The sequence below is a fragment of the Pseudomonas sp. NPDC087804 genome, from assembly GCF_044742965.1.
In the GTDB taxonomy this organism is placed as follows: domain Bacteria; phylum Pseudomonadota; class Gammaproteobacteria; order Pseudomonadales; family Pseudomonadaceae; genus Aquipseudomonas; species Aquipseudomonas rustica.
In genome coordinates this window covers 50578-75365 of record NZ_JBIUVN010000023.1, presented here as the reverse complement: position 1 = coordinate 75365, position 24788 = coordinate 50578, and the positions used below count along the sequence as shown (strand labels likewise).

Genomic DNA, 24788 nt, shown 5'->3' with positions numbered 1-24788 from the left:
CAGCGGAGTGGGCGTCTCAGTCACCGCGAACCTCTTCGGATTCACGATAGGCTTCAGCCAGCAGCACGCGGCGTTGACGATCGGCGTCGGCACGGATGCCTTCTGCCAGCTCGTTACCCTTGGCGCGGTGCTCGCGAGCTTCACGCTCACGCTCGGTGCTCATACGTTCGAACACGCTGCGGTTTACTTCTTTCGGCAGATCGATGGTTTTGACCCGGACATCGATAACTTCGATACCCAGCTCTTTTTCCGCCATCGAGTTCAGCGATGCGGTGATGTCAGCCATCAGTGCATCACGCTCACCCGACACCACTTCGTGCAGGGTGCGCTTACCGAACTGGTCACGCAGACCGGATTCGAGACGGCGGGACAGACGCTCGTCGGCGATTTGCTTGAGGCCGGAAGTTGCGGTGTAGAAGCGCTCGGCATCTTTCACGCGCCACTTGGCGTAGGCATCGACCATCACGGCTTTCTTTTCCAGGGTCAGGAAGCGCTGTGTCGGTGCATCCAGCGTCATCAGACGTGCGTCGAATTTACGCACCTGGTTAACGTAAGGCACTTTCACATGCAGGCCCGGCTGAACATCAGCCTGAACCACGCGACCGAATTGCAGCAGCACCGCACGCTCGGTCTGAGCGACGATGTAGAAGCAGTTCCAGCCCACCAGTAGCACAACGACGCCAACGATCAGGGCGATCAGCGATTTATTGCTCATCAGCGGGTCTCCCTTGTGCGCGTCTGCGGCAGGTCAGTGACGTGCGGCGCGGCATCCGTGTTGTTGCTGGCAGCGGCCGAACCGGTGACCGGCGCATTGCTGCCCGAGCTGTTCTGAATCATTTTGTCCAACGGCAGGTACAACAGGTTGCTCTGGCCGTTCTTGTTACCGGTCACGAGTACCTTGCTGGTGTTGCTGAAGACTTCCTGCATGGTGTCCAGGTACAGACGCTCGCGGGTGACTTCAGGTGCCTTGCGATACTCGGCGACCAGTTTGGTGAAGCGGTCTGCCTCACCCTTGGCACGCGAGACCGTTTCGTCACGGTAACCGTTGGCATCTTCGATGATGCGCTGGGCCTGACCACGGGCTTCCGGCACGACGCCGTTGGCGTAGGTTTCAGCCTGGTTGCGCGAACGCTGCTCGTCTTCACGGGCGCGGATCACGTCATCGAAGGCTTCCTGCACTTCACGCGGGGCTGCCGCGTTCTGTACGTTGACCTGAGTCACAGTGATACCGGTGCGGTAAGTATCGAGGAAGCGTTGCAGACGCTCCTTGATTTCGCTGGCCATCAATTCACGACCTTCGGTCAGCACCTGATCCATGGCGGTCGAACCCACCACGTGGCGCAGGGCGCTGTCGGTCGCATGTTGCAGGCTGATTTCCGGCTGATCGACGTTCAGCACGAAGTCCTGCAGGTTGCTGATCTTGTACTGCACGGTCAGCGGCACTTCGACGATGTTCTCGTCTTCGGTGAGCATCTGGCCCTGCTTGGTGTACGCACGCTCACGCGTTACGTTTTCCATGTACTTCTTGTCGATCGGCGGCAGGTAGATGTTCAGGCCCGGGCCGACAGTCTCGTAGTACTTGCCGAAGCGCAGCACCACGGCTTGCTCCTGCTCGTCGACCACATAGACCGCGCTGTACAGCCAGATAGCCGCCAGCACGACGAGGACGATGCCGATCAGACCGCCGAAGCCGCCACGGCTTTTGCCGGAACCCCCGCCGTCATCACCGCGTTTTTTACCACCACCGAACAACCCGTTCAGGCTTTCCTGCAGCTTTCGGAAGGCCTCGTCGAGATCCGGTGGCCCCTTGCGGTCGCCGTTATTGCGGCGTTTGCCACCCCAAGGATCCTGATTATTCGAGTTGCCACCCGGCTCATTCCAAGCCATAGCGCTCTCCATCTGATAAAGCAAAGACGCACCCACGGCGCGCCGACCAATGCTACAGAATGCCTGCCGTCACGGCACAACCGCTTCTTCAGGCTTTTATTGCAAAGTGTGTTGCTCGATGAATTCCATCGGCTGCAATCCTTCGCGGCTTACCAGTCGATTCAGCTCGACCCGGGGCAAACGAACGGCCAGCAAACTGATGCCTTCTTCGTCGTGTTCTTCTTTCTGTACCGCACCGAGCTCGAAAAACTGCGCACGCAGTCGGGCGAATCGTTGCGGCAAGCGCAGGGTACCGACAAACAAATCACTGCCGAGCAATTCGGAGATGGCTTGTTCAAGCAATTCCAGACCACTGCCATCACGCGCCGAAAGCCAGACCCGCTGGGGCTTGCCGTTTTCGTCGCGCTGGATTTGTGGCTCAACGCCTTCAAGCAAATCGAGTTTGTTATAGACCTCGAGGATCGGCAAGTCCTGGGCACCAATCTCGCCCAGCACCACCATCACCTGCTCGATCTGCAACATGCGATCCGGTTCTGCTGCATCGATCACGTGCAACAGCAGATCGGAGTTGCTCGACTCTTCGAGGGTAGACCGAAATGCTTCAACCAGCTTGTGCGGCAAGTGACGAATGAAGCCCACCGTGTCCGCCAGGACAATCGGCCCCAGGTCGTCGATGTCGAGACGGCGCAGGGTCGGATCCAGCGTGGCGAACAATTGGTCGGCCGCGTAGACGTCGGATTTCGTCACGTTGTTGAAGAGTGTGGATTTGCCGGCGTTGGTATATCCCACCAGAGAAACGGTCGGGATATCCGCGCGGGAACGGCCGCGACGCGATTGCTCGCGCTGGCTGCGCACCTTCTCGAGCCGGCCCTTGATCTGGCGCAGGCGAACCCGCAGCAAACGGCGGTCGGTTTCGAGTTGGGTCTCACCCGGGCCACGCATGCCGATACCGCCACCTTGACGCTCAAGGTGAGTCCAGCCACGAACCAGGCGGGTGCTCATGTGGTCAAGCTGGGCCAGTTCGACCTGGAGCTTGCCTTCATGGGTACGGGCGCGTTGGGCGAAAATATCGAGAATCAGGCCGGTACGGTCGATCACGCGACACTCGAAAACACGTTCGAGGTTACGTTCCTGACTGGGCGTGAGGATGTGATTGAAAATCACCAGATCGGCTTCTTCAGCTTTGACCAGGTCGCGCAGTTCCTCGACCTTGCCGCTGCCAATCAGGTATTTGGCGGTTGGCCGATGACGCGGCACGTTAAAAAACGCAACGGTCTCGGCGCCGGCCGAATTAGCCAATTCCTGAAACTCCTGCGGATCTTCGCGCGCCTCAGGGTCCTGTCCCTCCAAGTGAACGAGGATTACTCGCTCACCACCACCGTGGCGCTCAAAGAACAAAGGAGACTCCTATCAGGCGTTACCTGGCTCAGCGTCACCTGCTTCGGATTCGGTTGCGCTAGGCAGACGAATTGGACGAACCGGCACTACTGTCGAGATAGCGTGTTTGTAAACCATCTGGCTCACGGTGTTTTTCAGCAGGATCACGAACTGGTCGAACGACTCGATCGTGCCTTGCAGTTTGATACCGTTGACCAGGTAGATGGAAACCCCAACTTTCTCTTTACGTAAAGTATTCAAGTAAGGGTCTTGTAGCGAATGCCCTTTTGACATGTGCCGCACTCCTTTAAGGATTCAATAATAAAAAATAGGTAATTCAGATGGCTTTAGCCGCCACACCCCCAAGGATAGACGGCAATTGCAAGGACTCAGCTCAATATGGAGATGGTCCCAAGGTATTTCAAGGCGCGTGGCAGATTGTCGCAATCAAGACTGTCCAGCCAGTGTAGATCTTCCCAGCTGCGCAGCCAGGTGAACTGGCGCTTGGCTAATTGGCGCGTGGCGATGATGCCGCGCTCCTGCATGTCGGCCAACGTCAGCTTGCCATCCAGGTAATCCCAGACTTGGCGGTAGCCTACCGCACGTATAGACGGCAACCCTGAATGCAGGTCACTTCTTTTACGCAGGGCTACGACCTCGTCGATGAATCCCTGTTCCAACATAATTGTGAATCTTTGTTTAATGCGCTCGTGCAGTACCTGGCGGTTTGCCGGGGCAATGGCCAAGTTCGCGACAGTATAGGGCAATTGTTGCAGTCCCGAAGCGGCTGCTTCAGTACTTTGCGCAGATTGTTGTGCGCGCAGGGCAGTCATGCTCTGACCGCTGACTCGATAGACTTCCAGCGCCCGACTCAAGCGCTGCGGATCGTTCGGATGAATCCGCGCTGCTGACACCGGGTCAATGACCGCCAATTGGTCGTGCAGGGCTTGCCAGCCAAGGCGTGCAGCCTCTTCCTCGATCTGCGCGCGCACCTCGGGATCAGCCGCCGGCATCTCGGCCAACCCTTCCACCAGCGCCTTGTAATAGAGCATGGTGCCGCCGACCAGCAGCGGAATTTTTCCGCGCGCGGTGATTTCCGCCATCGCTTGCAACGCGTCGCGACGGAAATCCGCAGCCGAATACGCCTCCGCCGGATCGAGAATGTCGATCAAGCGGTGCGGATGTTCGGCCAGCAGTTCTTTGGAAGGCTTGGCAGTGCCGATGTCCATGCCGCGATAGACCAGCGCCGAATCGACACTGATCAACTCGCACGGCAGCACCTTGGTCAGCTCGATGGCCAGATCAGTCTTGCCCGCAGCGGTCGGGCCCATCAGAAAAATCGCTGGAGGGAGCTGGCTCATCAACGACCGCGCAGGAACAGTTTGTCCAGATCGTCCAGGCCCAATTGGGTCCAGGTCGGTCGGCCATGGTTGCATTGACCGCTGCGCTCGGTGTTTTCCATATCACGCAGCAGGCCGTTCATTTCCGGCAGGGCCAAACGCCGGTTGGCGCGGATCGCACCGTGGCAGGCCATGGTGCCGAGTAGTTCATTCAGGTGCGCCTGAATCCGGTCGCTGGTGCCGTACTCCATCAAGTCCGAGAGTACATCGCCGACCAAGCGGTTGGCTTCGGCTTGCTTCAACAAGGCTGGAATTTGGCGGATCGCCAGAGTTTCCGGGCCCAGTCGCTGCAGTTCAAAGCCCAGACGTTGAAACCATGCGGCGTGCTCTTCAGCACAATCGGCTTCGCGCTGACTGACTGCCAACGACTCTGGCACCAGCAATGGCTGACCGCTCAGGCCTTCGCTGGCCATGGCGATCTTCAGGCGCTCGTACATGATCCGCTCGTGAGCGGCGTGCATGTCCACCAGCACAAGGCCTTGGGCGTTCTCAGACAAAATGTAGATGCCTTTGAGCTGCGCCAGCGCGTAACCCAGCGGCGGAATGTCTTCCTGACCGGCCGGCAGTGCATTGGCGTTGGCTTCAGGCAGCGGCGCAAAAAACTCGCGATACGCAGCCTGCGCCTCGGCGGCCGGCGGCATGCCCGACTGCGGGCGCGGCGTGTATTGATACTGGTAAGCGCCGCCAGCGCTGGCCCCGGAGGAGGTGTTAAACGCCGGTTGTGCCTGCGGTTGCTCGAGCAGCGCATTGGCCGCCAGACGCATTTCGCCTTGCGGGCCGAACTCGCCGGCATCGAGGCCGGATGGACGAACGACGGCAGTGGTGACGGAGCCGGCCAGTTGATCTTCCGGCCGCACATCGCCCAACGCGCGGTGCAACGTGCCGTAAAGGAAGTCGTGCACCATGCGCCCGTCACGGAAGCGCACTTCGTGTTTGGTCGGATGGACGTTGACGTCGACTGCCGCCGGATCAACTTCGAAAAACAGCGCAAACGTCGGGTGACGGCCGTTGAACAGCACGTCGCGATAGGCCTGACGCACCGCATGGGCGACCAGTTTGTCGCGCACGGCCCGGCCATTCACAAAGAAATACTGCAAATCCGCCTGGCTACGGTTGAAGGTCGGCAAACCGACCCAGCCCCACAAGTGCAGGCCGTTGCGCTCGATCTCGATCGGCAGCGCCTGCTCAAGAAAACCCGAACCGCAAATCGCTGCCACTCGCCGTGCGCGGGCCGCATCATCGTGGGCCTCGTGCAGGCTGAGGATGGTTTTGCCGTTGTGGCGCAGATGAAAAGCCACGTCGAAACGCGCCAGCGCCAGACGCTTGATCACTTCTTGCAGGTGATCGAATTCGGTTTTTTCGGTCTTGAGGAATTTGCGCCGCGCCGGGGTGTTGAAGAACAGATCACGAACTTCCACCGAGGTGCCGACCGGGTGGGCCGCCGGTTGAACCCGCGGCGCCATGTCGCGACCTTCGGTTTCAACTTGCCAGGCTTGTTCGGCATTGCGGGTACGCGAGGTCAGGGTCAGGCGCGCCACGGAGCTGATCGACGCCAGTGCCTCACCCCGGAAACCGAGGCTCATCACTTGTTCGAGGTCTTCGAGGTTGCGGATCTTGCTGGTGGCGTGACGGGCCAGCGCCAACGGCAGGTCATCGGCGGAAATACCGCTGCCGTCATCACGGACGCGCAGCAGCTTGACGCCGCCCTGCTCGACATCGACATCGATGCGTTTGGCGCCGGAGTCGAGGCTGTTTTCCAGCAACTCCTTGATCACCGAGGCCGGACGTTCAACCACCTCACCGGCGGCAATCTGGTTCGCCAGCCGTGGGCTGAGCAGTTCGATGCGCGCGGCAGCGTTCAGCACTTCGTTCATTCTTTGGACGCCAGTTCGGTGCCAGGAATGGTCAGGTGCTGGCCGACTTTCAGCTCATCACTTTTCAGATTGTTCGCGCTGCGCAATGTCGCCGGCGACACCTGATAACGCACACCGATCATTGCCAGGGTTTCACCCGGGCCGACGCGGTGATCGCGCGGGCCTTGGGCGATTTTTCCGGAATCACGCAGCCAGGCAATGTAGGTGCCCGGTGGCGGATTCTGCTGGAAGAACTGGCGCACGCCGCTGCTGATCGAACGCGCCAGCGCTTGCTGGTGGCTTGAGGCCGAGAGCTTGTTCGCCTCGTTGGCGTTGGAGATAAACCCGGTTTCGACCAGGATCGACGGGATGTCCGGCGACTTCAACACCATAAACCCGGCTTGTTCCACGCGCTGTTTGTGCAACGGCGTGACGCGGCCGATGTTGGTCAGGACTTTCTGGCCAACGTTGAGGCTTGAAGTCAGCGAGGCGGTCATCGATAGGTCGAGCAATACGCCCGCGAGCATGCGGTCTTTATCGTCGAGGCTGACGTTGCCGGCACCACCGATCAAGTCGGAACGGTTTTCGCTGTCGGCCAGCCAACGCGCAGTCTCCGAGGTTGCGCCGCGATCAGACAGGGCAAACACCGAGGCGCCGAAGGCTGCCGCAGAAGGCGCGGCGTCGGCGTGGATCGACACGAACAGATCGGCGCCTTTTTTGCGGGCGATTTCGGTACGGCCACGCAACGGGATGAAGTAGTCGCCCGTACGGGTCAGTTCGGCGCGGAAGCCTTTCATGCCGTTGACCTGACGTTGCAGTTCGCGGGCGATCTGCAGCACCACGTCTTTCTCACGCTGCCCGCGCGAACCGGACGCACCCGGGTCTTCGCCACCGTGGCCGGCGTCGATCACCACAATAATGTCGCGCTTGCCGGCCGGGGCTGGCGGCAACTTGATCGCCGGTTCTGTCGGGGTGACCGGCACTGCTGGTATGGTCGCGACCGAAGGGGTCGGCGCAGGTGTTGGAGCGGGTTCGGCGTCGGCTGCGTTGTCGAACAGATCGACCACCAGACGGTTGCCATACTGCCCGTTCGGCGCCAGCGAGAAGCTTTTTGGCGTGACGGCTTTTTTCAGATCGATGACCACGCGCAGGTCGGTCGGCGTGCGTTGTGCCGAGCGCATGGCGGTGATCGGGGTGTTCGCGGTCTGCAATTTCAGCGGCGCACCTAATGTGGCGCCATTGATGTCGATCACCAGCCGATCCGGAGCGGTCAGGGTGAAGACGCTGTGCTGCACCGGGCCGCTCAGGTCGAAGACCAGTCGCGTGTTATCCGGCGCTCGCCACAAGCGCACGCTGTTGACCTTTGAATCGGCCACAGCGTTGACGGTTACTGCCATCAACAACAGTCCAACGGCAGCCACCAACGCGCGAAAGCGCATACCTAACCCCATCATTTAATTGGATTCCAATGCCAAAGCGGCACACCAGGCCTCGCCACGCGAGCCCTGGGATAAAATTTTCAGCGAACGCCCGCTGTCTTGCGGGCTAATGGTAATGGTCAGGTCAGGCTTTGGCAAAAAGCCTGCACCTTTATCGGGCCACTCGATCAGGCACAGCGCATCGTCTTCGAAGTAATCGCGGATGCCGAGAAACTCCAGCTCTTCCGGATCGACCAATCGATACAGGTCGAAGTGGAAGGCGCGGACGTCACCGATCTCGTAGGGCTCGACCAATGTGAAGGTCGGACTTTTTACCGAGCCCACGTGGCCCAGGCCACGAATGATGCCCCGCGACAGCGTGGTTTTGCCCATCCCGAGGTTGCCTTCCAGAAAAATCAGGCCGTGGCCCTGAGTCACGCGGGCGATCCGTGCGCCAAAGTCGCTCATGGCCTGTTCATCGGCCAGGTACAGGGTTACTTCAGACACGGTGCTTGCTCCTCCAACAACTGACGAATGGCTGGAATCAGATCACTGGCCGCCAGCCCACGGCCCAATTTGCCTTGTTGCGCCCCGGCGTTGGCGTGCAGCCACACGGCCAGACACGCGGCGTCGAAACTTTGCATACCCTGCGCCAGCAACGCGCCGGTCAAACCGGCCAGCACATCGCCCAACCCGGCCGTCGCCATCGCCGGATGGCCCTGATGACACAGCGCCAGACGCCCATCGGGATGTGCGATCAGAGTACCGGCACCTTTGAGAGTTACAGTCGCTGCGTATTTTTTGCTCAATGCCCGCGCGGCGGCCGGTCGATCAGCCTGCACTTCGGCGGTACTGATGCCGAGCAGCCGCGCCGCTTCGCCGGGATGCGGGGTGATCACGCAATCCTTGGGCAGCTTCACCAAACCGCTCGCCAGCAGGTTCAACGCGTCGGCGTCCCAGACTTGCGGCAACGGCGCATTGGCAGCTGCTGACAGCAACGCCCGGCCCCAACTGGCCTGGCCGAGTCCGGGGCCGATCACCAGTGTTGAGACTTTTTCCAGCAAACCCATCAATTGATTGGCCGACGATGTGCCGAGCGTCATCACCTCCGGCACACGAGTCAGCGCAGCCGGGACATGCTCCGGGCGCGTCGCCAGCGAAACCATGCCGGCGCCGCTGCGCAAGGCGCTTTCGGTGCTGAGCAGGATCGCCCCGCCAAACCCGTGATCGCCACCGATCAGCAACACATGGCCGAAACGGCCCTTGTGCGAAGTCGGCCTACGCGCCGCCAGTTTCGGAAGATTAGCCGGGTTGAGCCGTTGGGCGATGCCCGGGATGTCACGATAGATGTCGGCACTGGCTTGCAGATCATTAAACAGCAACGAGCCGACGTGATCCGCCGCATCGCCGGTGAACAAACCGAGTTTCAGCCCGATAAAGGTCACCGTCAGATCAGCCTGCACGGCGCCGCCGAGCACATACCCAGTGTCTGCACATAAACCAGAAGGAATGTCGACGGCAGTTACCGGCAAGCCGCTGGCGTTGATGGCTTTGATCGTCGACAGGTAAGGCTCGCGCACGTCACCGTTCAGGCCGGTGCCAAGCAGCGCATCAAGAATGACGCCGCGCAGTTCGCTGTGAGCCTGCCAGCCTTGCACCGCGACGCCTTCAGCCAGCGCCTCGGCATGGGCCAGCGCGGCATCGCCCTGCAATCGCTGCGGATCGCCGACTGCCAACACCCGCACCTGCCAGCCGGCTCGCTGTGCCATGGCCGCGACCAGATAACCGTCGCCAGCATTGTTGCCATGCCCGGCCAGCACCGTCAGTTCGGTCGCCGACGGCCATTGCCGAACCAGCGCGCGCCACGTTGCATGCGCCGCGCGCTGCATCAATTCGAAGCCCGGCGTGCCGGCGGCAATCAGCCGCGCATCGAGTTCGCGCACCTGTGCGGCGCCATACAGCGCGTCGGGTAATTCATCTTTCGTGTGCGGCATGCGTCTTCGGGCTCCGATGTCTGGCAGAATTATACGCACCTCAGCTCCGGTTTCTCTCGCCTCATGTCCGCCATCACCACAGACCTGCCCGCCCTCGCCCAATCGATCAAGGATTGGGGCCGCGAGCTGGGCTTTCAGCAAGTCGGCATCAGCGGTCTGGATCTCGCCGAGCATGAACAGCATCTGCAGCGCTGGCTCGCGGCCGGCTACCACGGCGAAATGGACTACATGGGCGCCCACGGCAGCAAACGCTCGCACCCCGAAGAACTGGTGCCGGGCACGTTGCGCGTGGTTTCGTTGCGCATGGACTACCTGCCGGGCGACACCGAAATGGCCAAACGCCTGGCCCAACCGGAAAAAGCCTACGTCTCGCGTTATGCCTTGGGCCGCGATTACCACAAATTGATCCGTAAACGTGTGCAGCAATTAGCCGACAAGATTCAATCCGAGATCGGCCCGTTCGGTTTTCGGGCGTTTGTCGACAGCGCGCCGGTGCTGGAAAAAGCCATCGCCGAGCAGGCCGGGCTGGGCTGGATCGGCAAAAACACCTTGGTGCTGAACCGTAAGGCTGGCAGCTACTTCTTCTTGAGCGAGTTGTTCGTCGACTTGCCGTTGCCGGTCGATGATCCGCACAGCACCGAACATTGCGGCCGCTGCACCGCGTGCCTCGACATCTGCCCGACCAATGCCTTCGTCGGCCCGTATGTGCTGGACGCGCGACGCTGCATTTCGTACCTGACCATCGAACTGAAAAACGCGATCCCCGAAGACCTGCGCCCACTGATCGGCAACCGCGTGTTCGGCTGCGACGACTGCCAGATCGTCTGCCCGTGGAACCGTTTCGCCAAACCCTCTGGGGAGAGCGACTTCAAACCACGGCACAATCTGGACAATGCGGAACTGGCTGAGTTGTTTATGTGGGACGAGGATAAATTCCTCAGCAGCACCGAAGGCTCACCGCTGCGCCGCGCCGGGTATGAACGCTGGTTGCGCAATCTGGCAGTAGGGCTCGGTAATGCGCCGTCGAGCATTCCAGTGCTGGAAGCGTTGAAGGCGCGGCGGGATTATCCGTCAGAGCTGGTACAAGAACACGTCGAATGGGCTCTGAAACAACACGGAATCGCATAATCCCCAGTAGGAGCTGCCGCAGGCTGCGATCTTTTGATCTTGCACGTCAAAAGATCGCAGCCTTCGGCAGCTCCTACATGGAATATCGCGTTACGGCTGATCGTTATAGACGAACTTAGGCATTTCCCAGTGGAAGCGGATCGCCAGCAGGCGCAGCAGGAAACCGCCGAACAACGTAATCAGGATCGCCTGCTCGCTTGGCACATTCAGATACAGGCAAAGCATGTAACACCACGCCGCCGCGAACGAGACGCTGGCGTAGAGTTCTCGGCGGAAGATCAGCGGGATGTCGTTGCAGAAGATGTCGCGGAGGATGCCGCCGAAGACGCCGGTGATCACGCCGCTGACCGAGGCCACCAACATGCCGTGGCCCATTTCCAGTGCGGTCATGCAGCCGATCAGGGTGAAGGCCACCAGACCGACGGCGTCGAGCACCAGAAACAGTGAGCGCAGGTGGCGCATCCAGCGGGCGGTGAATACTGTGAACATTGCTGCGACCGAGGTCAGCACCAGGTATTCCGGGTGTTTGACCCACGTCAGCGGGTAGTGTCCGAGCAGTACGTCGCGCACCGAACCGCCGCCCAATGCCGTGACGCAGGCGATCAGCACCACGCCAAACCAGTCCATGCCACGACGGCCGGCAGACAGCGCGCCAGTCATGGCTTCAGCGGTGATGGCGATCAGATAGAGCATCAGCAACATGGTGGCGATCCAGTCAGGAAGGCGCGCAGTCTAGCCATTTCGGTGCAGCACCAAAAGAGGGCGCCACAGCAAACACAAAACCCCGTAGGAGCTGCCGAAGGCTGCGATCTTTTGATCTTGATTTTTCAGGTTCAAAGAAAGATCAAAAGATCGCAGCCTTCGGCAGCTCCTACAGGGATCGCATCAGAACTTGATGAAGTGCTTGCGGTAGTGCTGCAGCTCGGCGATCGATTCGCGAATATCGTCCAGCGCCAAATGGGTGCTGCCCTTTTTGAAGCTGTCGCGTACGTCCGGTGCCCAGCGTGCGGCCAGTTCCTTGAGCGTCGAGACGTCGAGGTTGCGGTAGTGGAAGTAGCTTTCCAGCCCTTTCATGTGGGTATAAAGGAAGCGCCGATCCTGGCAGATGCTGTTGCCGCAGATCGGCGACTTGCCCTTCGGCACCCATTTCTCGAGGAAGGCGATGGTTTCCGCTTCGGCTTCGGCCATGCTGATGCGGCTGTCGCGCACGCGCTGGGTCAGGCCGGAGTTGCCGTGGGTGCGGGTGTTCCACTCGTCCATGCGCGCGAGCACTTCGTCGCTGTGGTGGATGGCGATCACCGGGCCTTCGGCCAAGGTGTTGAGGTCACTGTCGGTGACGATGGTGGCCATTTCGATGATGACGTCGTTGTCCGGGTCAAGGCCGGTCATTTCGAGGTCGATCCAGATCAGATTCTGCGGGTTTTGCATGTTTCGGCTCCTGAGCAATGCTGCGCAGTTTAGCCTAGGCCGGCTGCCGGGCGTGCTAAACTCGCGGCCGTTTTACCTAATCGCTGCATTCTTCAGACGGAACACCCATGGCCAAACGCCAACTCAATCGTCGTCAAAACTGGCGCATCGAAAAGATTCAGGGCGAACGCGCCGCACGCGCCGCCAAACGCGAGTCCTCGGCTGTCGAAGCCCTGGAGGGCGGCGACCTGGGCCCGGAACAGACCGGCCTGGTGATCGCTCACTTCGGCGTGCAAGTCGAAGTCGAGGCCATTGACGGCGAACAGGCCGGCCAGGTTTTTCGCTGCCACTTGCGCGCCAACCTGCCTGCGCTGGTGACCGGCGACACGGTTGTCTGGCGTGCCGGCAATCAGGGCATCGGTGTGATCGTCGCGCAATTGCCGCGTACCACCGAGCTCTGCCGTCCGGACAGCCGAGGCCAGTTGAAGCCGGTCGCGGCCAACGTCGACATGATCGTTATCGTCTTCGCGCCGCTGCCCGAGCCGCATGCCAACCTGATCGACCGCTATCTCGTAGCCGCCGAACACGCCGGCATCCGCCCGTTGCTGTTGCTGAACAAATTCGACCTGATCGACGAGCACAACGCACCGGCGCTCAATGCGCTGCTGGCGGTGTACCGCACGCTGGGTTATCCGGTGCTGGAAGTGTCGGCGCACCACGGTGACGGCATGGAACAGCTGCAAAAGCAGCTCGACGGACGCATCAGCGTGTTCGTCGGTCAGTCCGGTGTCGGCAAGTCGTCGCTGGTCAACAGCTTGCTGCCTGAAGTCGAAACCCGCGTCGGGCCGCTGTCCGAGCTGTCCGGTCAGGGCACGCACACAACGACCACCGCGCGCCTGTTCCACTTCCCCGGTGGCGGTGAGCTGATCGACTCCCCGGGTATCCGTGAATTCGGCCTGGGCCACGTCAGCCGTGCCGATGTTGAAGCCGGTTTCATCGAGTTCGACGACCTGCTCGGCACTTGCCGTTTCCGCGACTGCAAGCACGACCGCGAGCCCGGTTGCGCCTTGCTCAAGGCACTGGAAGACGGCCGCGTTCAGCAACAGCGCATGAACAGCTACCGCTCGATCATCGCCAGCCTGCCCGAAAACGGCTATTAAACAGTCGCACCGGCAGCCCTTTCCCCAAGGGCTGCCGGATGTCGGTTTTCCCCTGACACCCTCCTCCCTTTTTTAAACATCGGTCTTTTCTGTAGGACTTTTGCACGCCTGCTTGCAGGACATTTCTCTTTCTTCGCCCAAGCCTTGTGGGCACGTTTCATGAGCCTACATTGAGTTCCTCGTCGCACGTTCGCGCCCCAGAGGAACCCCCATGCAAACCTACCATTTGTTCATCAGCCACTCGTGGAACTACTCCCACGCCCACGACAATCTGGTGCGCCTGCTCAGTGCCCACCCCGACTTCACCTACAAGAATTTTTCGGTGCCGCCGCACAACCCGATCATGGGCGCGCAGACCGACAAACAGCTCGAAGAAGCCATCGAAAACAAGATTCGTCCGTGCTCGGCGGTGCTGATCATGGCCGGCATGTATTCGACCTACAGCAAGTGGATCAACAAGGAAATCGAGATCGCCAAGCGCATGGGCAAGGTGATCATCGCGGTGAAACCGTTCGGCGCCGAGCGCATTTCCACGGTGGTGCGTAACGCCGCACACGCCGAATGCGCGTGGAACACCAACAGCATCGTCAGCGCGATCCGCCTGCACACGGCGGCCTGATGATGCGCAAGGGACTGTTTATCGGCATCAACGACTACACGCATATTTCGCGCCTGAGCGGTTGCAGCAATGACGCCATGGCCATGGCCTCGGTGCTGAAAACCGACGCCGACGGCGACCCCAACTTCAAGAATGTCGTGCTGACGTCGGCTGAGGATTACCTGGGTCGGGAGATGCTCGAAGACCAGATCCGCGAGCTGTTTTCCGGCGACTGCAATGTCGCCCTGCTGTATTTCGCCGGGCATGGCGGTTTCGATACCGACAATGACGAAGGCATGTTGCTGCCCCAGGATTATCGCAACGCCAAGGACGGCATCCGCATCAGCGACATCCTCAACTGGGCGAGCAAAGCCACGCGCATCAAGAACAAAGTGATCATCCTTGATTGCTGCCAAAGCGGCGCCGCCGGTGAAGTGCGCGCCTTGCGCAGCGAAAGCAGTGTGGTCGGCGAAGGCATGACCATTCTGACCGCGTGCAAAAAGGAAGAACCGGCCATGGAAGGCGCGCAACACGGCGTGTTTACCGGTTTGCTGCTTCAAGCATTGCATGGCGGCGCGGCGAACATTCTCGGCAAGATCACGCCCGGCAGCCTCTATTCCTTTGTCGATAACGCGCTCGACGCTTGGGAACAACGCCCGGTGTTCAAGACCAATGTGTCGCAGTTCATTTCCCTGCGCGAAGTCTCGCCGCTGATCCCCAAAGAGATCCTGCGCAAATTGCCCGAATGGTTTGCCGAAGCCGAATCGACCTACCCGCTCGACCCCAGCTACGAACCGACCGAAGCCAGCTTCAATCCGGAACACGGCGAGGTCTTCGCGCAACTGCAGAAGTGCAATCGCCACAGCCTGATCGAACCGGTCGACGCCGAGCACATGTACTACGCCGCCCTCCACTCCACAGGCTGCCGCCTCACCGCGCTCGGCGCCTACTACCGCGAACTCGCAATCAAAGGACACTTCTGATGCCTGTGTTTATCAGCTACCGCCACATGGATCGTATGCAGGCCATGGCGATCAACAGTCGCCTGAAACAGGCGAACATCAAGACCTACCTGGATGTGCTCGATCCGGAATCGCAGACCACCGACGACATCACCGGCGTCATCACCCGCAACATCACCGAGTGCACGCACTTGCTGGCAGTGGTGTCGGAGCGGACGGCTTCGTCGTGGTGGGTGCCGTTCGAGATTGGCGAGGCGACTATCAGCAACCGACGGATCTGCTCGTTCAAGACCGGGCCGGCGGAGCTGCCGCTGTATCTGGATAAATGGCCGAAATTGAGTACGGATAAAGATCTGGATTTCTTTATTGATGCTTATCGTGAGGAAGTGACGAATAAGCGTTCGGTGATGCTGGATTCGATGAGTGAGTCGATGAAGGGGACTTACAAGAGGAATGCTGAGCAGTTTCATGATCAGTTGAAGGGCAGGATTCGGCGGGGATTTTGATTGGTCGGTCTGGCTTGAGAGCCCCTCACCCTAGCCCTCCCGAAACGTCGGATCGCCCGGAGGGAGAGGGGACTGACCGTGGTGAATGTTCGAGGTACGCCGACCTGAAATTCCTGAGTCGTACGCAGATTCTGAACAGCATGAAGATCGGCTCCCTTTCCCCTCTACCCCTTGGGGGAGAGGGCTGGGGTGAGGGGGTGCTCTTGGCGCCACACCAAATCTCAAACCGCCAGCCACAAAAAAAAGCCGACATCTCTGTCGGCTTTTTCGTCTCTTACTGCTTCGGCGCAGGAGCCGGCGCCGGCGCTGGCGCCGCACTCCCCGGTTCCGCCGGTTTCGGCGCGGCGTCATCAAACAAGTTCAGCCGTTCACGCAGCTCATGCGGCGGCACCGGTTGCTGATCCGCCGGCAGAGCATTTGGATCAACCGGCGCTGCCGGGGTGGCGCCGTTGTGGCTTTCATCGACTGGTTTCGCCGCGTCCGCACCTTGCGCGCCCTCGATCGCTTCCTGGGCCTTTTTGGTCAGGACGACGATGTCGATGCGGCGGTTGACCGGGTTGAACGGGTTTTCCCGGTCGAACAACGCCGAAGAGGCATAACCGACAACCCGCGCCACCTGCGCATCCGGATAGCTACCCGCTACCAGTGCACGACGTGCAGCGTTGGCGCGGTTGGCCGACAGCTCCCAGTTACCGAAATCGCCAGTGCCAGTGTACGGCTTGGCGTCGGTGTGGCCGCTGATGCTGATTTTGTTCGGCACCGCTTTGATGGTATCGGCCATCGCCAGCAGGATGTCTTCGAAGTACGGCTTCAGGCGTGCAGAACCTGAGTCGAACATCGGCCGGTTTTCAGCGTCCATGATCTGGATGCGCAAACCATTCGGGGTGATCTCGAAGAGGATCTGATCCTTGAATTTCTGCAGCTGCGGATTCTCGTCAACCTTGTTCTGCAGTTCTTGCAGGAGCAGTTCCAGACGTTCTTTCTCGACCTGCTCGGCCATGCCTTCTACCTGTTCGGTGTCGACGGTGACCTTGTCTGGTTGCGGCTGGGATTTCACCTCAGGGTTGAGGGTATTTTCCGGTGCCAGGGTCGGCGTGCCGCCCAAGTCGATGATGTACGGCGTGCCGCTTTCGGAGAAGCCGACCGGGTCTTTGAAATAACCGGCGATGGCGATCTTCTGCTCGGGTGTGGCGGTGGACAACAGCCACAGCACGAGGAAGAACGCCATCATCGCCGTCGCAAAGTCGGCGAAGGCGATTTTCCACGCCCCGCCGTGATGCCCACCGGCTATGCGCTTGACGCGCTTGATGATAATCGGCTGATTATTTTCCATGACTTAGCGACCGCGAACCGCTTGTTCCAGCTCGGCGAAGCTTGGACGGTGCGCCGGGTACAGAACCTTGCGCCCGAACTCCACTGCCAGCGATGGCGGCATGCCGGAAGCCGAAGCCACCAGCGAGGCCTTGATGGCTTCGTAAACGTTCAGCTCTTCCTTGGCATCGTGGGCCAGCGAATGCGCCAGCGGGCCGAAGAAACCGTACGCCGCGAGAATACCGAAGAAGGTACCCACCAGTGCCGCACCGACGTGCAGACCGATGGATTTCTGATCGCCTTCACCCAGCGAAGCCATGGTCACCACGATACCGAGTACCGCCGCAACGATACCGAAACCCGGCATGGCGTCGGCGATGCCGTTCACCGCGTGGGATGGGTGTTCGAGGTCTTCTTTAAGGCTGTACAGCTCCATGTCGAACAAGCCTTCCAGCTCGTGCGGGGCCATGTTGCCGGACGACATGATCCGCAGGTAATCGCAGATGAACGCGGTCATGCGTTCGTCTTTGAGCACGGCCGGGTACTTGGCGAAGATCGGGCTCGCGGCGGCATCTTCGATGTCGCCCTCGATGGCCATCATGCCTTCGCGGCGGCTCTTGTTGAGGATCTCGTAGATCAGACCCAGCACTTCCAGATAGAACGTGTGGGTGAAGCGCGAACTGAACATGCTCAGGGATTTCTTGAGCACGTGCATCGTCATGTAGCCGGGGTTGGCCTGCAGGAACGCACCGAGTGCCGCGCCACCGATAATCAACACCTCGAAAGGCTGGATCAGGGCGGCAATTTTGCCGTGGGAAAGCACGTATCCGCCGAGCACGCTCGCGAATACGACGATGATGCCGATAATTTTAGCCATAGGTAGAAAGTACTTATTTAAGTCGGGTTCAAGGTCATATTCGGAAGTTAAAAAATCTCTTCTTCTACTTATCGGCAAAACTGCGCCAGACTATAGCCAGTTCAGGCGAAAAGCCAATTTAGCCCATGCCGGGCGCGTCTAAAGCAGATGAAGATCCCGTCCAGACATGGCTAATGAAACGAACGTCCCACACGCAAAACCGACCACCCTCGAAGGCTGGGTCAAGCTGCTCGACAGCGTTCGCCTGCCCGTGCCGCAAGAGGCGCATGACAAGGTTTGCCGAGCGATCCGCGATAACCGCAGCTCGCTGCGCGACATCGCCGATTTGATGCAGGACAGCCCGGCGCTGGCCTTGAGCATCATCCGTGAGGCCAATCGTCACACCCACAGCAACATGGGCACGCCGGCGGAAAATCTTGAAGTGGCGATCAACCGTCTCGGCCTCGCCCGCACCGAAGAACTGCTCGCGCGCCTGCCAGCCGAACCGCAGATGCAAATCCCCAAGGCCCTGCGCCAATTGCAGATGATCAGCCAGCACGCGACGCAACAGGCCAATGGCTTTTTCGCCAGTCGCCTGGCGCGGCTGTGGCAGGACATTCATTGGGGCAGCCTGTTATTTCTGTCGCCGCTGTGGCCGCTGGCGCTGACTTATCCACAGTTGCTCGAAGAGTGGGAGCTGCGGGTTATCCACAAGGGCGAGTCGGCGCGCACCGTCGAAAAGCAATTGTTCGGCGTGCGCCTGCTGCGGATCGCGGAAGCGCTGGTTGCGGTCTGGCACCTGCCGATCTGGGTGCAGCAAGGCTATAAATTGCTGCTCAGCGAACAGCGTGAACTGGTCAAAGTGCTGCGCATCGCCCGCGACAGCGAACACCCGCTGCGCCAGCAAAATCGCCTCGACGATGACCCGACCCTGCGCCGCTGGCTCAATCAACCGGCCAACACCGTGCTGCTGGCCAACGGTCTGGCGCTGTCGGCGCAACAGGCCTGGGACAGCCCGCACAGTGAACGCTGGCAGTACCTGACCAGCCTGTATCTGCAGATTTCCATGGACGAGGTGCAGCAACAGTTGCACCAACAAGCCGCGAACAGTGCCCGGCAACATGCGATGCCTGATTTGTGGCACCCGGCCGTTTCCCTGCTGTGGCCGTGGGGCACCCGTCGCTTGCCGGCCGGCATGCTGCCCGCCGCCGCGCCGACCTCTGAAGATTTGGGCCAGTGGCGCAAGCAATGCGCCGAACTGCTGGCTGAGCCGAGCCGTTTCACCAATGCCATGAGCCTGACCGTTGCCGCCCGCGATGCGCTGGTGGCCAGCGGCATGCGTCGGGTGATGATCCTGATGGCTGACCGCACGCAATCCAATCTGCGCGTGAATCAAACCTTCGGCCTGCCGAAAGAAGCGGCAGCGCTGAATTTTGTCGTCAGCCAGAGCAGCGTGCTGCAACGTTTGCTCGCGCAACAGGCGCAGGTGCGGATCAACCCGGACAACAACGCACAATTTTCCGCGTTGCTGCCATCGGGCCTGCGCACGCTGTTTCGCGGTGAGCATCTGTTCCTGCGTTCATTGGTCAACAATGGCCGGGTGATCATGATCGTTGTCGCCGATCAGGGCGGCGGGCCGTTTGCCGACATCACCGTGCAGGCCTTTGGCAAAACCGCGCAGTGCATCGAAAAAGCCCTGCACAGCTTTAGCAGCCGTGGCCGATGAGGCTGCGCTACAATCCTCCCCTTTGTGCTCTGGAGACCTCGCATGTCTGACTTCTCTGGCTTGCCGCTCGTCATCGAACCGAGCGACCTGCTGCCTCGGCTTGAGTCTGAAGAGCTGATTCTGGTGGATCTGACCAGTGCCGCCCGCTACACCGAGGGACATCTCCCCGGCGCGCGCTTTGTCGACCCCAAGCGTACCCAGCTCGGCCAGCCGCCGGCGCCGGGTTTGCTGCCGGCCAAAGCCGATCTGGAAGCATTGTTCGGTGAGCTGGGCCATCGCAAGGACGCGGTCTACGTGGTTTACGACGATGAGGGTGGCGGCTGGGCCGGGCGTTTCATCTGGTTGCTCGACGTGATCGGTCACCACAAGTACCACTATATAGACGGTGGTTTGCCGGCGTGGCTGGCGGATGGCATGCCGATGTCGATTCAAGTGCCGGCAGCGGTCGGTGGTCCGCTGCCGCTGACCCTGCACGACGAGCCGACCGCGACCCGCGAATACCTGCAAAGCCGTCTCGGGGCTGCCGATCTGGCGATCTGGGATGCGCGCGGGCCGCTGGAATACTCCGGCGAGAAAGTGCTGGCCGCCAAGGCCGGGCACATCCCCGGCGCGGTCAATTTTGAATGGACGGCGGGCATGGACAAGGCGCGTCAGCTGCGCATTCGTACTGACATGCCGCAGATCCTCGAAGACCTCGGGATCACCAAGGACAAAGAAATCATTACCCACTGCCAGACCCATCACCGGTCGGGCTTCACTTATCTGGTGGCCAAATCCCTCGGTTATCCGCGGGTAAAAGGCTACGCCGGTTCCTGGGGCGAATGGGGCAACCACCCTGACACGCCAGTCGAGATTTAAGGTTTTTAAGGACAACTAATGAAAGAGCGTCTGTTTATCCTCAGTCAGTACCTGCTGCCTCATCACCTGCTGTCGCGCCTAGCCGGCTGCGTTGCCGAGTGCCGCGTGCGCTGGTTCAAAAATGCGTTCACCCAGTGGTTCGCCAAGCGTTATCAAGTCGACATGTCGCAAGCGCTGGTGGAGGACCTGACCGCTTACGAGCACTTCAACGCCTTCTTCACCCGCGCCCTGAAAGACGGCGCGCGTCCACTGGACGAAACCCCGGGCGCGATCCTTAGCCCGGCCGACGGTGCGGTCAGCCAGCTCGGCCCGATCGAACACGGTCGCGTGTTCCAGGCCAAGGGCCACAGCTTCAGTGTGCTGGAACTGCTCGGCGGTGATGCGGCCAATGCGGCACCGTTCATGGGCGGCGACTTCGCCACTATTTACCTGTCGCCGAAGGACTACCACCGCGTGCACATGCCGCTGGCCGGCACCCTGCGCGAGATGGTCTACATCCCGGGCCGGATCTTCTCGGTGAATCAGACCACCGCTGAAAACGTGCCGGAACTGTTCGCTCGCAACGAGCGCGTGGCGTGCATTTTCGACACCGAGCGCGGCCCGATGGCGGTGGTGCTGGTCGGCGCGATGATCGTCGCTTCGATTGAAACCGTGTGGGCCGGTCTGGTCACCCCGCCGAAGCGCGAGCTGAAAACCTTCCGCTACGACGAAGCCGCGCGTGCGCCGATCCATCTGGAGAAAGGTGCTGAACTGGGCCGCTTCAAACTGGGCTCGACCGCAATCGTGCTGTTCGGCCCGGATCAAGTGAAATGGGCTGAAGAACTGGTTGCCGGTTCGCCAGTGCAGATGGGCCAAGGCCTGGCACTGCCAAACGCCTGAGTACGCATCGACCGTCATGGATTCCCCTGACGGTCGATACCTCTGTAGGAGCTGCCGTAGGCTGCGATCTTTTGATCTTTGGACGCGGAGCGTCCACGGCTGCATTCCCACGCAGAGCGTGGGAACGATCAAGATCAAAAGATCGCAGCCTACGGCAGCTCCTACACGTTGTTATGTGTGCATCGTCAATGACGATGCGTTGAGGCAGAACACCCGCTCGCTTATTTGCTGCTATGGTTTTTGGCATGAGCCAGACCATCTCTCCCCCACAGCTGCGCGCCCCGACCCCGAATCAGCCGCGCCTGTTATTTTGCGAAGCCACCCCGCGCGACCTCAAGCGCTGGATCGCCGGCCTGCCCAAGGCCAACATCGGCGAAACCGCCCGCCAGTTGTATCAAGGCCTCGGCGAACTCAACCAATTACTCACCCCCAGCGACAATCGTCTGCACCTGCTCGAATTGCTGCGGCCCGAGGTGTATTTCGTCTGTCAGCATCTGGAGCGACATTTCCTGCATCAAGCGATCATGCTCGATGAGCGTTCGCGCAAGATCAGCAATCTGTGCCAAGCCCTGCAAAGTCATTTGGCGATCGGTTACAAACAGATCGTTCTGCGGATTACGCCGAAGTACAGCAAGGATCGTGCAGCACTGCTCGGTTTGGCGTTGCAGCGCGCGGCGCATGCGTTGAAGGGTCAATTGGTTCGTGCCACGCAGCTGTACAGTCCGCCGCCAGAGCATCTGTGGTTTGAACTGCATCAGCTCTATCGCATCGCGTGTGAATTGCAGCTGCAACAGCGGCGTGTGCATGACGATCTGGCCAGCCTGACCACCGAGCTGAGCCTCGAACAAACCTACATCGCCGCCCTGCTCCTCGGCAGCGCCCGCTGCAATCAACTGCGCCAGAACCAGATCGCCCGCCTTGCCGAAGTGCTTGAACCATGGAGCGCCCTGCTCAAGCTGCACCCCGGTACGCCCGACGACGGCCTGTTTGCGATCAGCGCCGAACTCGATGTCGGCCCGCGTTACCGCAGCATGTTCCGCAGTGAGCAACGCGCCGGTTTGCTCGGCTTCGATCCGCAACCGCTGGTGAATACCCTCGAAGCGCATTTGCTGCATCAGGACACGTCCAAGCCTTTGCCCGTCCCGACCGGGCTGAGTTTCGACACGCTGCAACATTTACACGCGACGTGGGGCGAAGCGGCCGAGCGCAGTTTTCAGCGCACTGTCGGCCAAGGCAATCTGACCGTGTGCGTGGGCATGAGCGCCCTGCACTTCTACCTTGGCGGCGAGCGCAGTTTCAGCGACATGCTCAAACATCCCGGCGCCCGCGCAGCGAATTTCAGCCACGCCGTGGCCGAGGGTGAAAAGGACAGCTGGAGCCAGGCCTTCGATGCCGCACCACAGAACAACGAGCAGTTTTTACCCTACGAAGAAATCCAGTACGACCATCTCGGCGAAGACGAAAGCAGCGCCGACGCCGCACCGCACTATCCGACTTATGCGTTGCCCGTGATCAATCACAGCCCCGGCGGTTACTGCCTGGGTTGGCCGAAAGAAGTGCCCGCCGAATTGCAGGCCGGGGAAATGCTCGGCATTCAGGACAGCGTCAGTCTGGGCTGGAGCATCGCGGTGATTCGCTGGATTCGTCAGGTGCGCGGCGGCGGCACGCAAATGGGCATTGAACTGGTGGCGCCACACGCGCAGCCCTGCGGCTTGCAACTGGTGCGTTCGCGGGACGATCACAGCCAGTATTTGCGTGGATTATTGTTGCCGGAGATCAGCGCCATCGACGTGCCCGCGACACTGCTGGCGCCGCGCCTGCCGTTTCAGGAAGGCAGCAAAGTGCTGATCAACACCCACGGCGAAGAACACCGCGCCGGGCTGGATCGGCGGGTGGCGAGTACGCACAGTTTTAATCAGTTCGCTTACCGCTCGCTGGAGGCCGCGCAGAATGGCGGGAGCGAGGAGGATTTTGATTCGTTGTGGAAGTCACTCTAGACCGAGGCGCGGCCTTCGCGAGCAAGCCCGCTCCCACTTTTGAAATGCATTCCAATGTGGGAGCGGGCTTGCTCGCGAAGAGGCCAGCTCAGACAGCAAAAATCTTAAAGCTGCCCATCACGATCACGGAAGCCCAGCAAATACAGCACACCATCCAGCCCCAAAGTCGAAATCGCCTGCTTCGCCGACTGTTTCACCAACGGCTTGGCGCGGAAGGCCACACCCAACCCGGCAATCGCCAGCATCGGCAGATCGTTCGCGCCATCGCCCACGGCAATGGTCTGCTCCAGACGCAAACCTTCTTTATGCGCCAACTCTTTCAGCAAATCAGCCTTACGCTGCGCATCAACAATCGGCTCGATCGCCACGCCGGTGCACTTGCCGTCGACCACTTCCAGTTCGTTGGCGAACACGTAGTCGATGCCAAGTTTGGCCTGCAATTGCTTGGCGAAATAGGTGAAGCCGCCAGACAGGATCGCGGTCTTGTAACCCAGACGTTTGAGCTCGGCGAACAACGTTTCCGCGCCTTCGGTCAGACGCAACGACGCGCCGATCGAATCAAGCACGCTGACGTCAAGGCCTTTGAGCAGCGCCAGACGTTCTTTGAAACTGGCGCGGAAATCCAGCTCGCCGGACATCGCCCGTTCGGTAATGGCCGACACCTGTTCGCCGACACCGGCAGCCTTGGCCAGCTCATCGATCACTTCGGCTTCGATCAGCGTCGAGTCCATGTCGAACACGGCCAGACGACGGTTGCGACGGAACAGCGAGTCTTCCTGGAAAGCGATGTCGACGTTCAGCTCTTGGGCGACGCTGAGGAATTCAGCGCGCAGTGCCTGCGGATCGGCCGCTTCGCCACGCACGGAAAACTCGATGCAGCCCTTGCCCTTGTCCGCTGGCGTGTCCAGCGGCATGCGACCCGACAGACGGTCGATGTGGTCGATGTTCAAACCGTATTTAGCAGTGATAGAGCTGACGGCCTGCAATTGGCCGGCGGTCACCTTGCGGGTCAGCAAGGTCACGATGTGGCGTTTTTTGCCCTGGTTGCCCACCCATTGCTGGTAATCCTCTTCGGACACCGGGGTGAAGCGCACCTGCTGGTCGAGCTCATAGCCCTTGAACAGGATGTCCTTGAGCACGGATTTGCCTTGCTCGGAGTCGGGAATTTCAACCAGGATGCCGAACGACAGGGTGTCGTGGATCACCGCCTGACCGATATCGAGAATGTTCACACCACCTTGTGCCAGAACACCGGTAATGGCTGCCGTCAGACCCGGACGGTCGACTCCCGTGATGTTAATCAGGACGATTTCGCGCAACGCGCACCCCCGCAACTGGAAAAAAACCGCATTCTACCCACTTTCAGTGACCATCGGGCACCGTCAGCGCTTTGCCGGTCTAGGGCCTGTCGCTATACTGCGCGTCAACTGCACGCCAACTACGCCCCCGAGCCGGCGCCAGTGCCTGAACC

General features: G+C 60.4%; 22 protein-coding genes and 1 pseudogene. 9 read left to right on the top strand and 14 right to left on the bottom strand.

Annotated elements, in window-relative coordinates:
- Positions 1-19: 19 nt before the first annotated feature.
- The 9 genes and pseudogenes from hflC to ACIOMO_RS22105 form a co-directional block, all read right to left on the bottom strand.
- Positions 20-715 (bottom strand): annotated as a pseudogene (gene hflC, locus ACIOMO_RS22145) (protease modulator HflC); the annotation flags it as partial.
- A complete protein-coding gene (gene hflK, locus ACIOMO_RS22140; protein ID WP_053116773.1) occupies positions 715-1887 on the bottom strand; it encodes an FtsH protease activity modulator HflK in 1173 nt (390 codons plus the stop codon). The pseudogene hflC and the gene hflK, both read right to left, overlap by 1 nt.
- A gap of 96 nt (positions 1888-1983) precedes the next feature.
- On the bottom strand, positions 1984-3285 hold the full coding sequence (hflX, locus tag ACIOMO_RS22135) for a ribosome rescue GTPase HflX (RefSeq protein WP_401243583.1): 1302 nt from the start codon (positions 3283-3285) through the stop codon (positions 1984-1986).
- Between the two features lie 12 nt (positions 3286-3297).
- Positions 3298-3558, bottom strand: coding sequence for an RNA chaperone Hfq (hfq, locus tag ACIOMO_RS22130; protein ID WP_007902656.1), 261 nt, complete (start codon positions 3556-3558; stop codon positions 3298-3300).
- A 95-nt stretch (positions 3559-3653) separates the two neighbouring features.
- Positions 3654-4625: a tRNA (adenosine(37)-N6)-dimethylallyltransferase MiaA gene (gene miaA / locus ACIOMO_RS22125; protein WP_053116771.1), complete on the bottom strand. Its 972-nt coding sequence runs from the start codon at positions 4623-4625 to the stop codon at positions 3654-3656.
- Positions 4625-6526, bottom strand: coding sequence for a DNA mismatch repair endonuclease MutL (gene mutL, locus ACIOMO_RS22120; RefSeq protein ID WP_401243586.1), 1902 nt, complete (start codon positions 6524-6526; stop codon positions 4625-4627). Before mutL ends, miaA begins: the two co-directional genes overlap by 1 nt.
- 8 nt (positions 6527-6534) lie before the next feature.
- Positions 6535-7968, bottom strand: a complete 1434-nt coding sequence (locus tag ACIOMO_RS22115; protein ID WP_218586048.1) for an N-acetylmuramoyl-L-alanine amidase — start codon at positions 7966-7968, stop codon at positions 6535-6537.
- A 3-nt stretch (positions 7969-7971) separates the two neighbouring features.
- Positions 7972-8442: a tRNA (adenosine(37)-N6)-threonylcarbamoyltransferase complex ATPase subunit type 1 TsaE gene (gene tsaE / locus ACIOMO_RS22110; protein ID WP_053116768.1), complete on the bottom strand. Its 471-nt coding sequence runs from the start codon at positions 8440-8442 to the stop codon at positions 7972-7974.
- Entirely contained in the window at positions 8430-9929 is a 1500-nt protein-coding gene (locus ACIOMO_RS22105) for an NAD(P)H-hydrate dehydratase (protein ID WP_401243580.1), read from the bottom strand. The genes tsaE and ACIOMO_RS22105 overlap by 13 nt, the downstream gene beginning before the upstream one ends.
- 63 nt (positions 9930-9992) lie before the next feature.
- Between ACIOMO_RS22105 and queG the strand changes: the two genes are divergently transcribed.
- Entirely contained in the window at positions 9993-11057 is a 1065-nt protein-coding gene (gene queG, locus ACIOMO_RS22100) for a tRNA epoxyqueuosine(34) reductase QueG (protein ID WP_159815244.1), read from the top strand.
- Positions 11058-11147: 90 nt separating this feature from the next.
- Here queG and ACIOMO_RS22095 read toward each other — a convergent pair whose 3' ends face one another.
- A complete protein-coding gene (locus ACIOMO_RS22095; protein WP_053116765.1) occupies positions 11148-11759 on the bottom strand; it encodes a trimeric intracellular cation channel family protein in 612 nt (203 codons plus the stop codon).
- Positions 11760-11942: 183 nt separating this feature from the next.
- The gene (orn, locus tag ACIOMO_RS22090; RefSeq protein ID WP_122593819.1) at positions 11943-12485 is read right to left on the bottom strand and encodes an oligoribonuclease; all 543 of its coding nucleotides are present in this window, start codon (positions 12483-12485) and stop codon (positions 11943-11945) included.
- 107 nt (positions 12486-12592) lie between these two features.
- On the opposite strand from orn, the gene rsgA reads away from it, so the two are divergent.
- From rsgA to ACIOMO_RS22070, 4 genes are all read left to right on the top strand, one after another.
- Positions 12593-13624, top strand: a complete 1032-nt coding sequence (gene rsgA, locus ACIOMO_RS22085; RefSeq protein ID WP_007915800.1) for a small ribosomal subunit biogenesis GTPase RsgA — start codon at positions 12593-12595, stop codon at positions 13622-13624.
- Between the two features lie 211 nt (positions 13625-13835).
- A complete protein-coding gene (locus tag ACIOMO_RS22080) occupies positions 13836-14243 on the top strand; it encodes a TIR domain-containing protein (protein WP_401243577.1) in 408 nt (135 codons plus the stop codon).
- A gap of 2 nt (positions 14244-14245) precedes the next feature.
- The gene (locus ACIOMO_RS22075) at positions 14246-15205 is read left to right on the top strand and encodes a caspase family protein (RefSeq protein WP_053116762.1); all 960 of its coding nucleotides are present in this window, start codon (positions 14246-14248) and stop codon (positions 15203-15205) included.
- The gene (locus ACIOMO_RS22070) at positions 15205-15690 is read left to right on the top strand and encodes a toll/interleukin-1 receptor domain-containing protein (protein WP_053116761.1); all 486 of its coding nucleotides are present in this window, start codon (positions 15205-15207) and stop codon (positions 15688-15690) included. The genes ACIOMO_RS22075 and ACIOMO_RS22070 overlap by 1 nt, the downstream gene beginning before the upstream one ends.
- Before the next feature lie 274 nt (positions 15691-15964).
- Here the strand turns inward: ACIOMO_RS22070 and motB are convergent, their stop codons facing one another.
- Together motB and motA are read right to left on the bottom strand one after the other, a co-directional pair.
- Positions 15965-17023, bottom strand: a complete 1059-nt coding sequence (gene motB, locus ACIOMO_RS22065) for a flagellar motor protein MotB (protein ID WP_401243574.1) — start codon at positions 17021-17023, stop codon at positions 15965-15967.
- A gap of 3 nt (positions 17024-17026) precedes the next feature.
- Positions 17027-17878: a flagellar motor stator protein MotA gene (gene motA / locus ACIOMO_RS22060; RefSeq protein WP_053116758.1), complete on the bottom strand. Its 852-nt coding sequence runs from the start codon at positions 17876-17878 to the stop codon at positions 17027-17029.
- A 166-nt stretch (positions 17879-18044) separates the two neighbouring features.
- On the opposite strand from motA, the gene ACIOMO_RS22055 reads away from it, so the two are divergent.
- From ACIOMO_RS22055 to ACIOMO_RS22040, 4 genes are all read left to right on the top strand, one after another.
- Positions 18045-19583, top strand: a complete 1539-nt coding sequence (locus ACIOMO_RS22055) for an HDOD domain-containing protein (protein ID WP_401243572.1) — start codon at positions 18045-18047, stop codon at positions 19581-19583.
- 42 nt (positions 19584-19625) lie between these two features.
- Positions 19626-20441 carry a thiosulfate sulfurtransferase gene (rhdA, locus tag ACIOMO_RS22050; protein ID WP_159811706.1) on the top strand — a complete coding sequence of 272 codons (816 nt, stop codon included), beginning with the start codon at positions 19626-19628 and terminating at the stop codon, positions 20439-20441.
- Positions 20442-20459: 18 nt separating this feature from the next.
- On the top strand, positions 20460-21320 hold the full coding sequence (asd, locus tag ACIOMO_RS22045; protein WP_053116755.1) for an archaetidylserine decarboxylase: 861 nt from the start codon (positions 20460-20462) through the stop codon (positions 21318-21320).
- 245 nt (positions 21321-21565) lie between these two features.
- A complete protein-coding gene (locus ACIOMO_RS22040; protein ID WP_401243569.1) occupies positions 21566-23317 on the top strand; it encodes a molecular chaperone in 1752 nt (583 codons plus the stop codon).
- Between the two features lie 104 nt (positions 23318-23421).
- Here the strand turns inward: ACIOMO_RS22040 and serB are convergent, their stop codons facing one another.
- The gene (serB, locus tag ACIOMO_RS22035; RefSeq protein WP_053116753.1) at positions 23422-24636 is read right to left on the bottom strand and encodes a phosphoserine phosphatase SerB; all 1215 of its coding nucleotides are present in this window, start codon (positions 24634-24636) and stop codon (positions 23422-23424) included.
- Between the last annotated feature and the right edge of the window lie 152 nt (positions 24637-24788).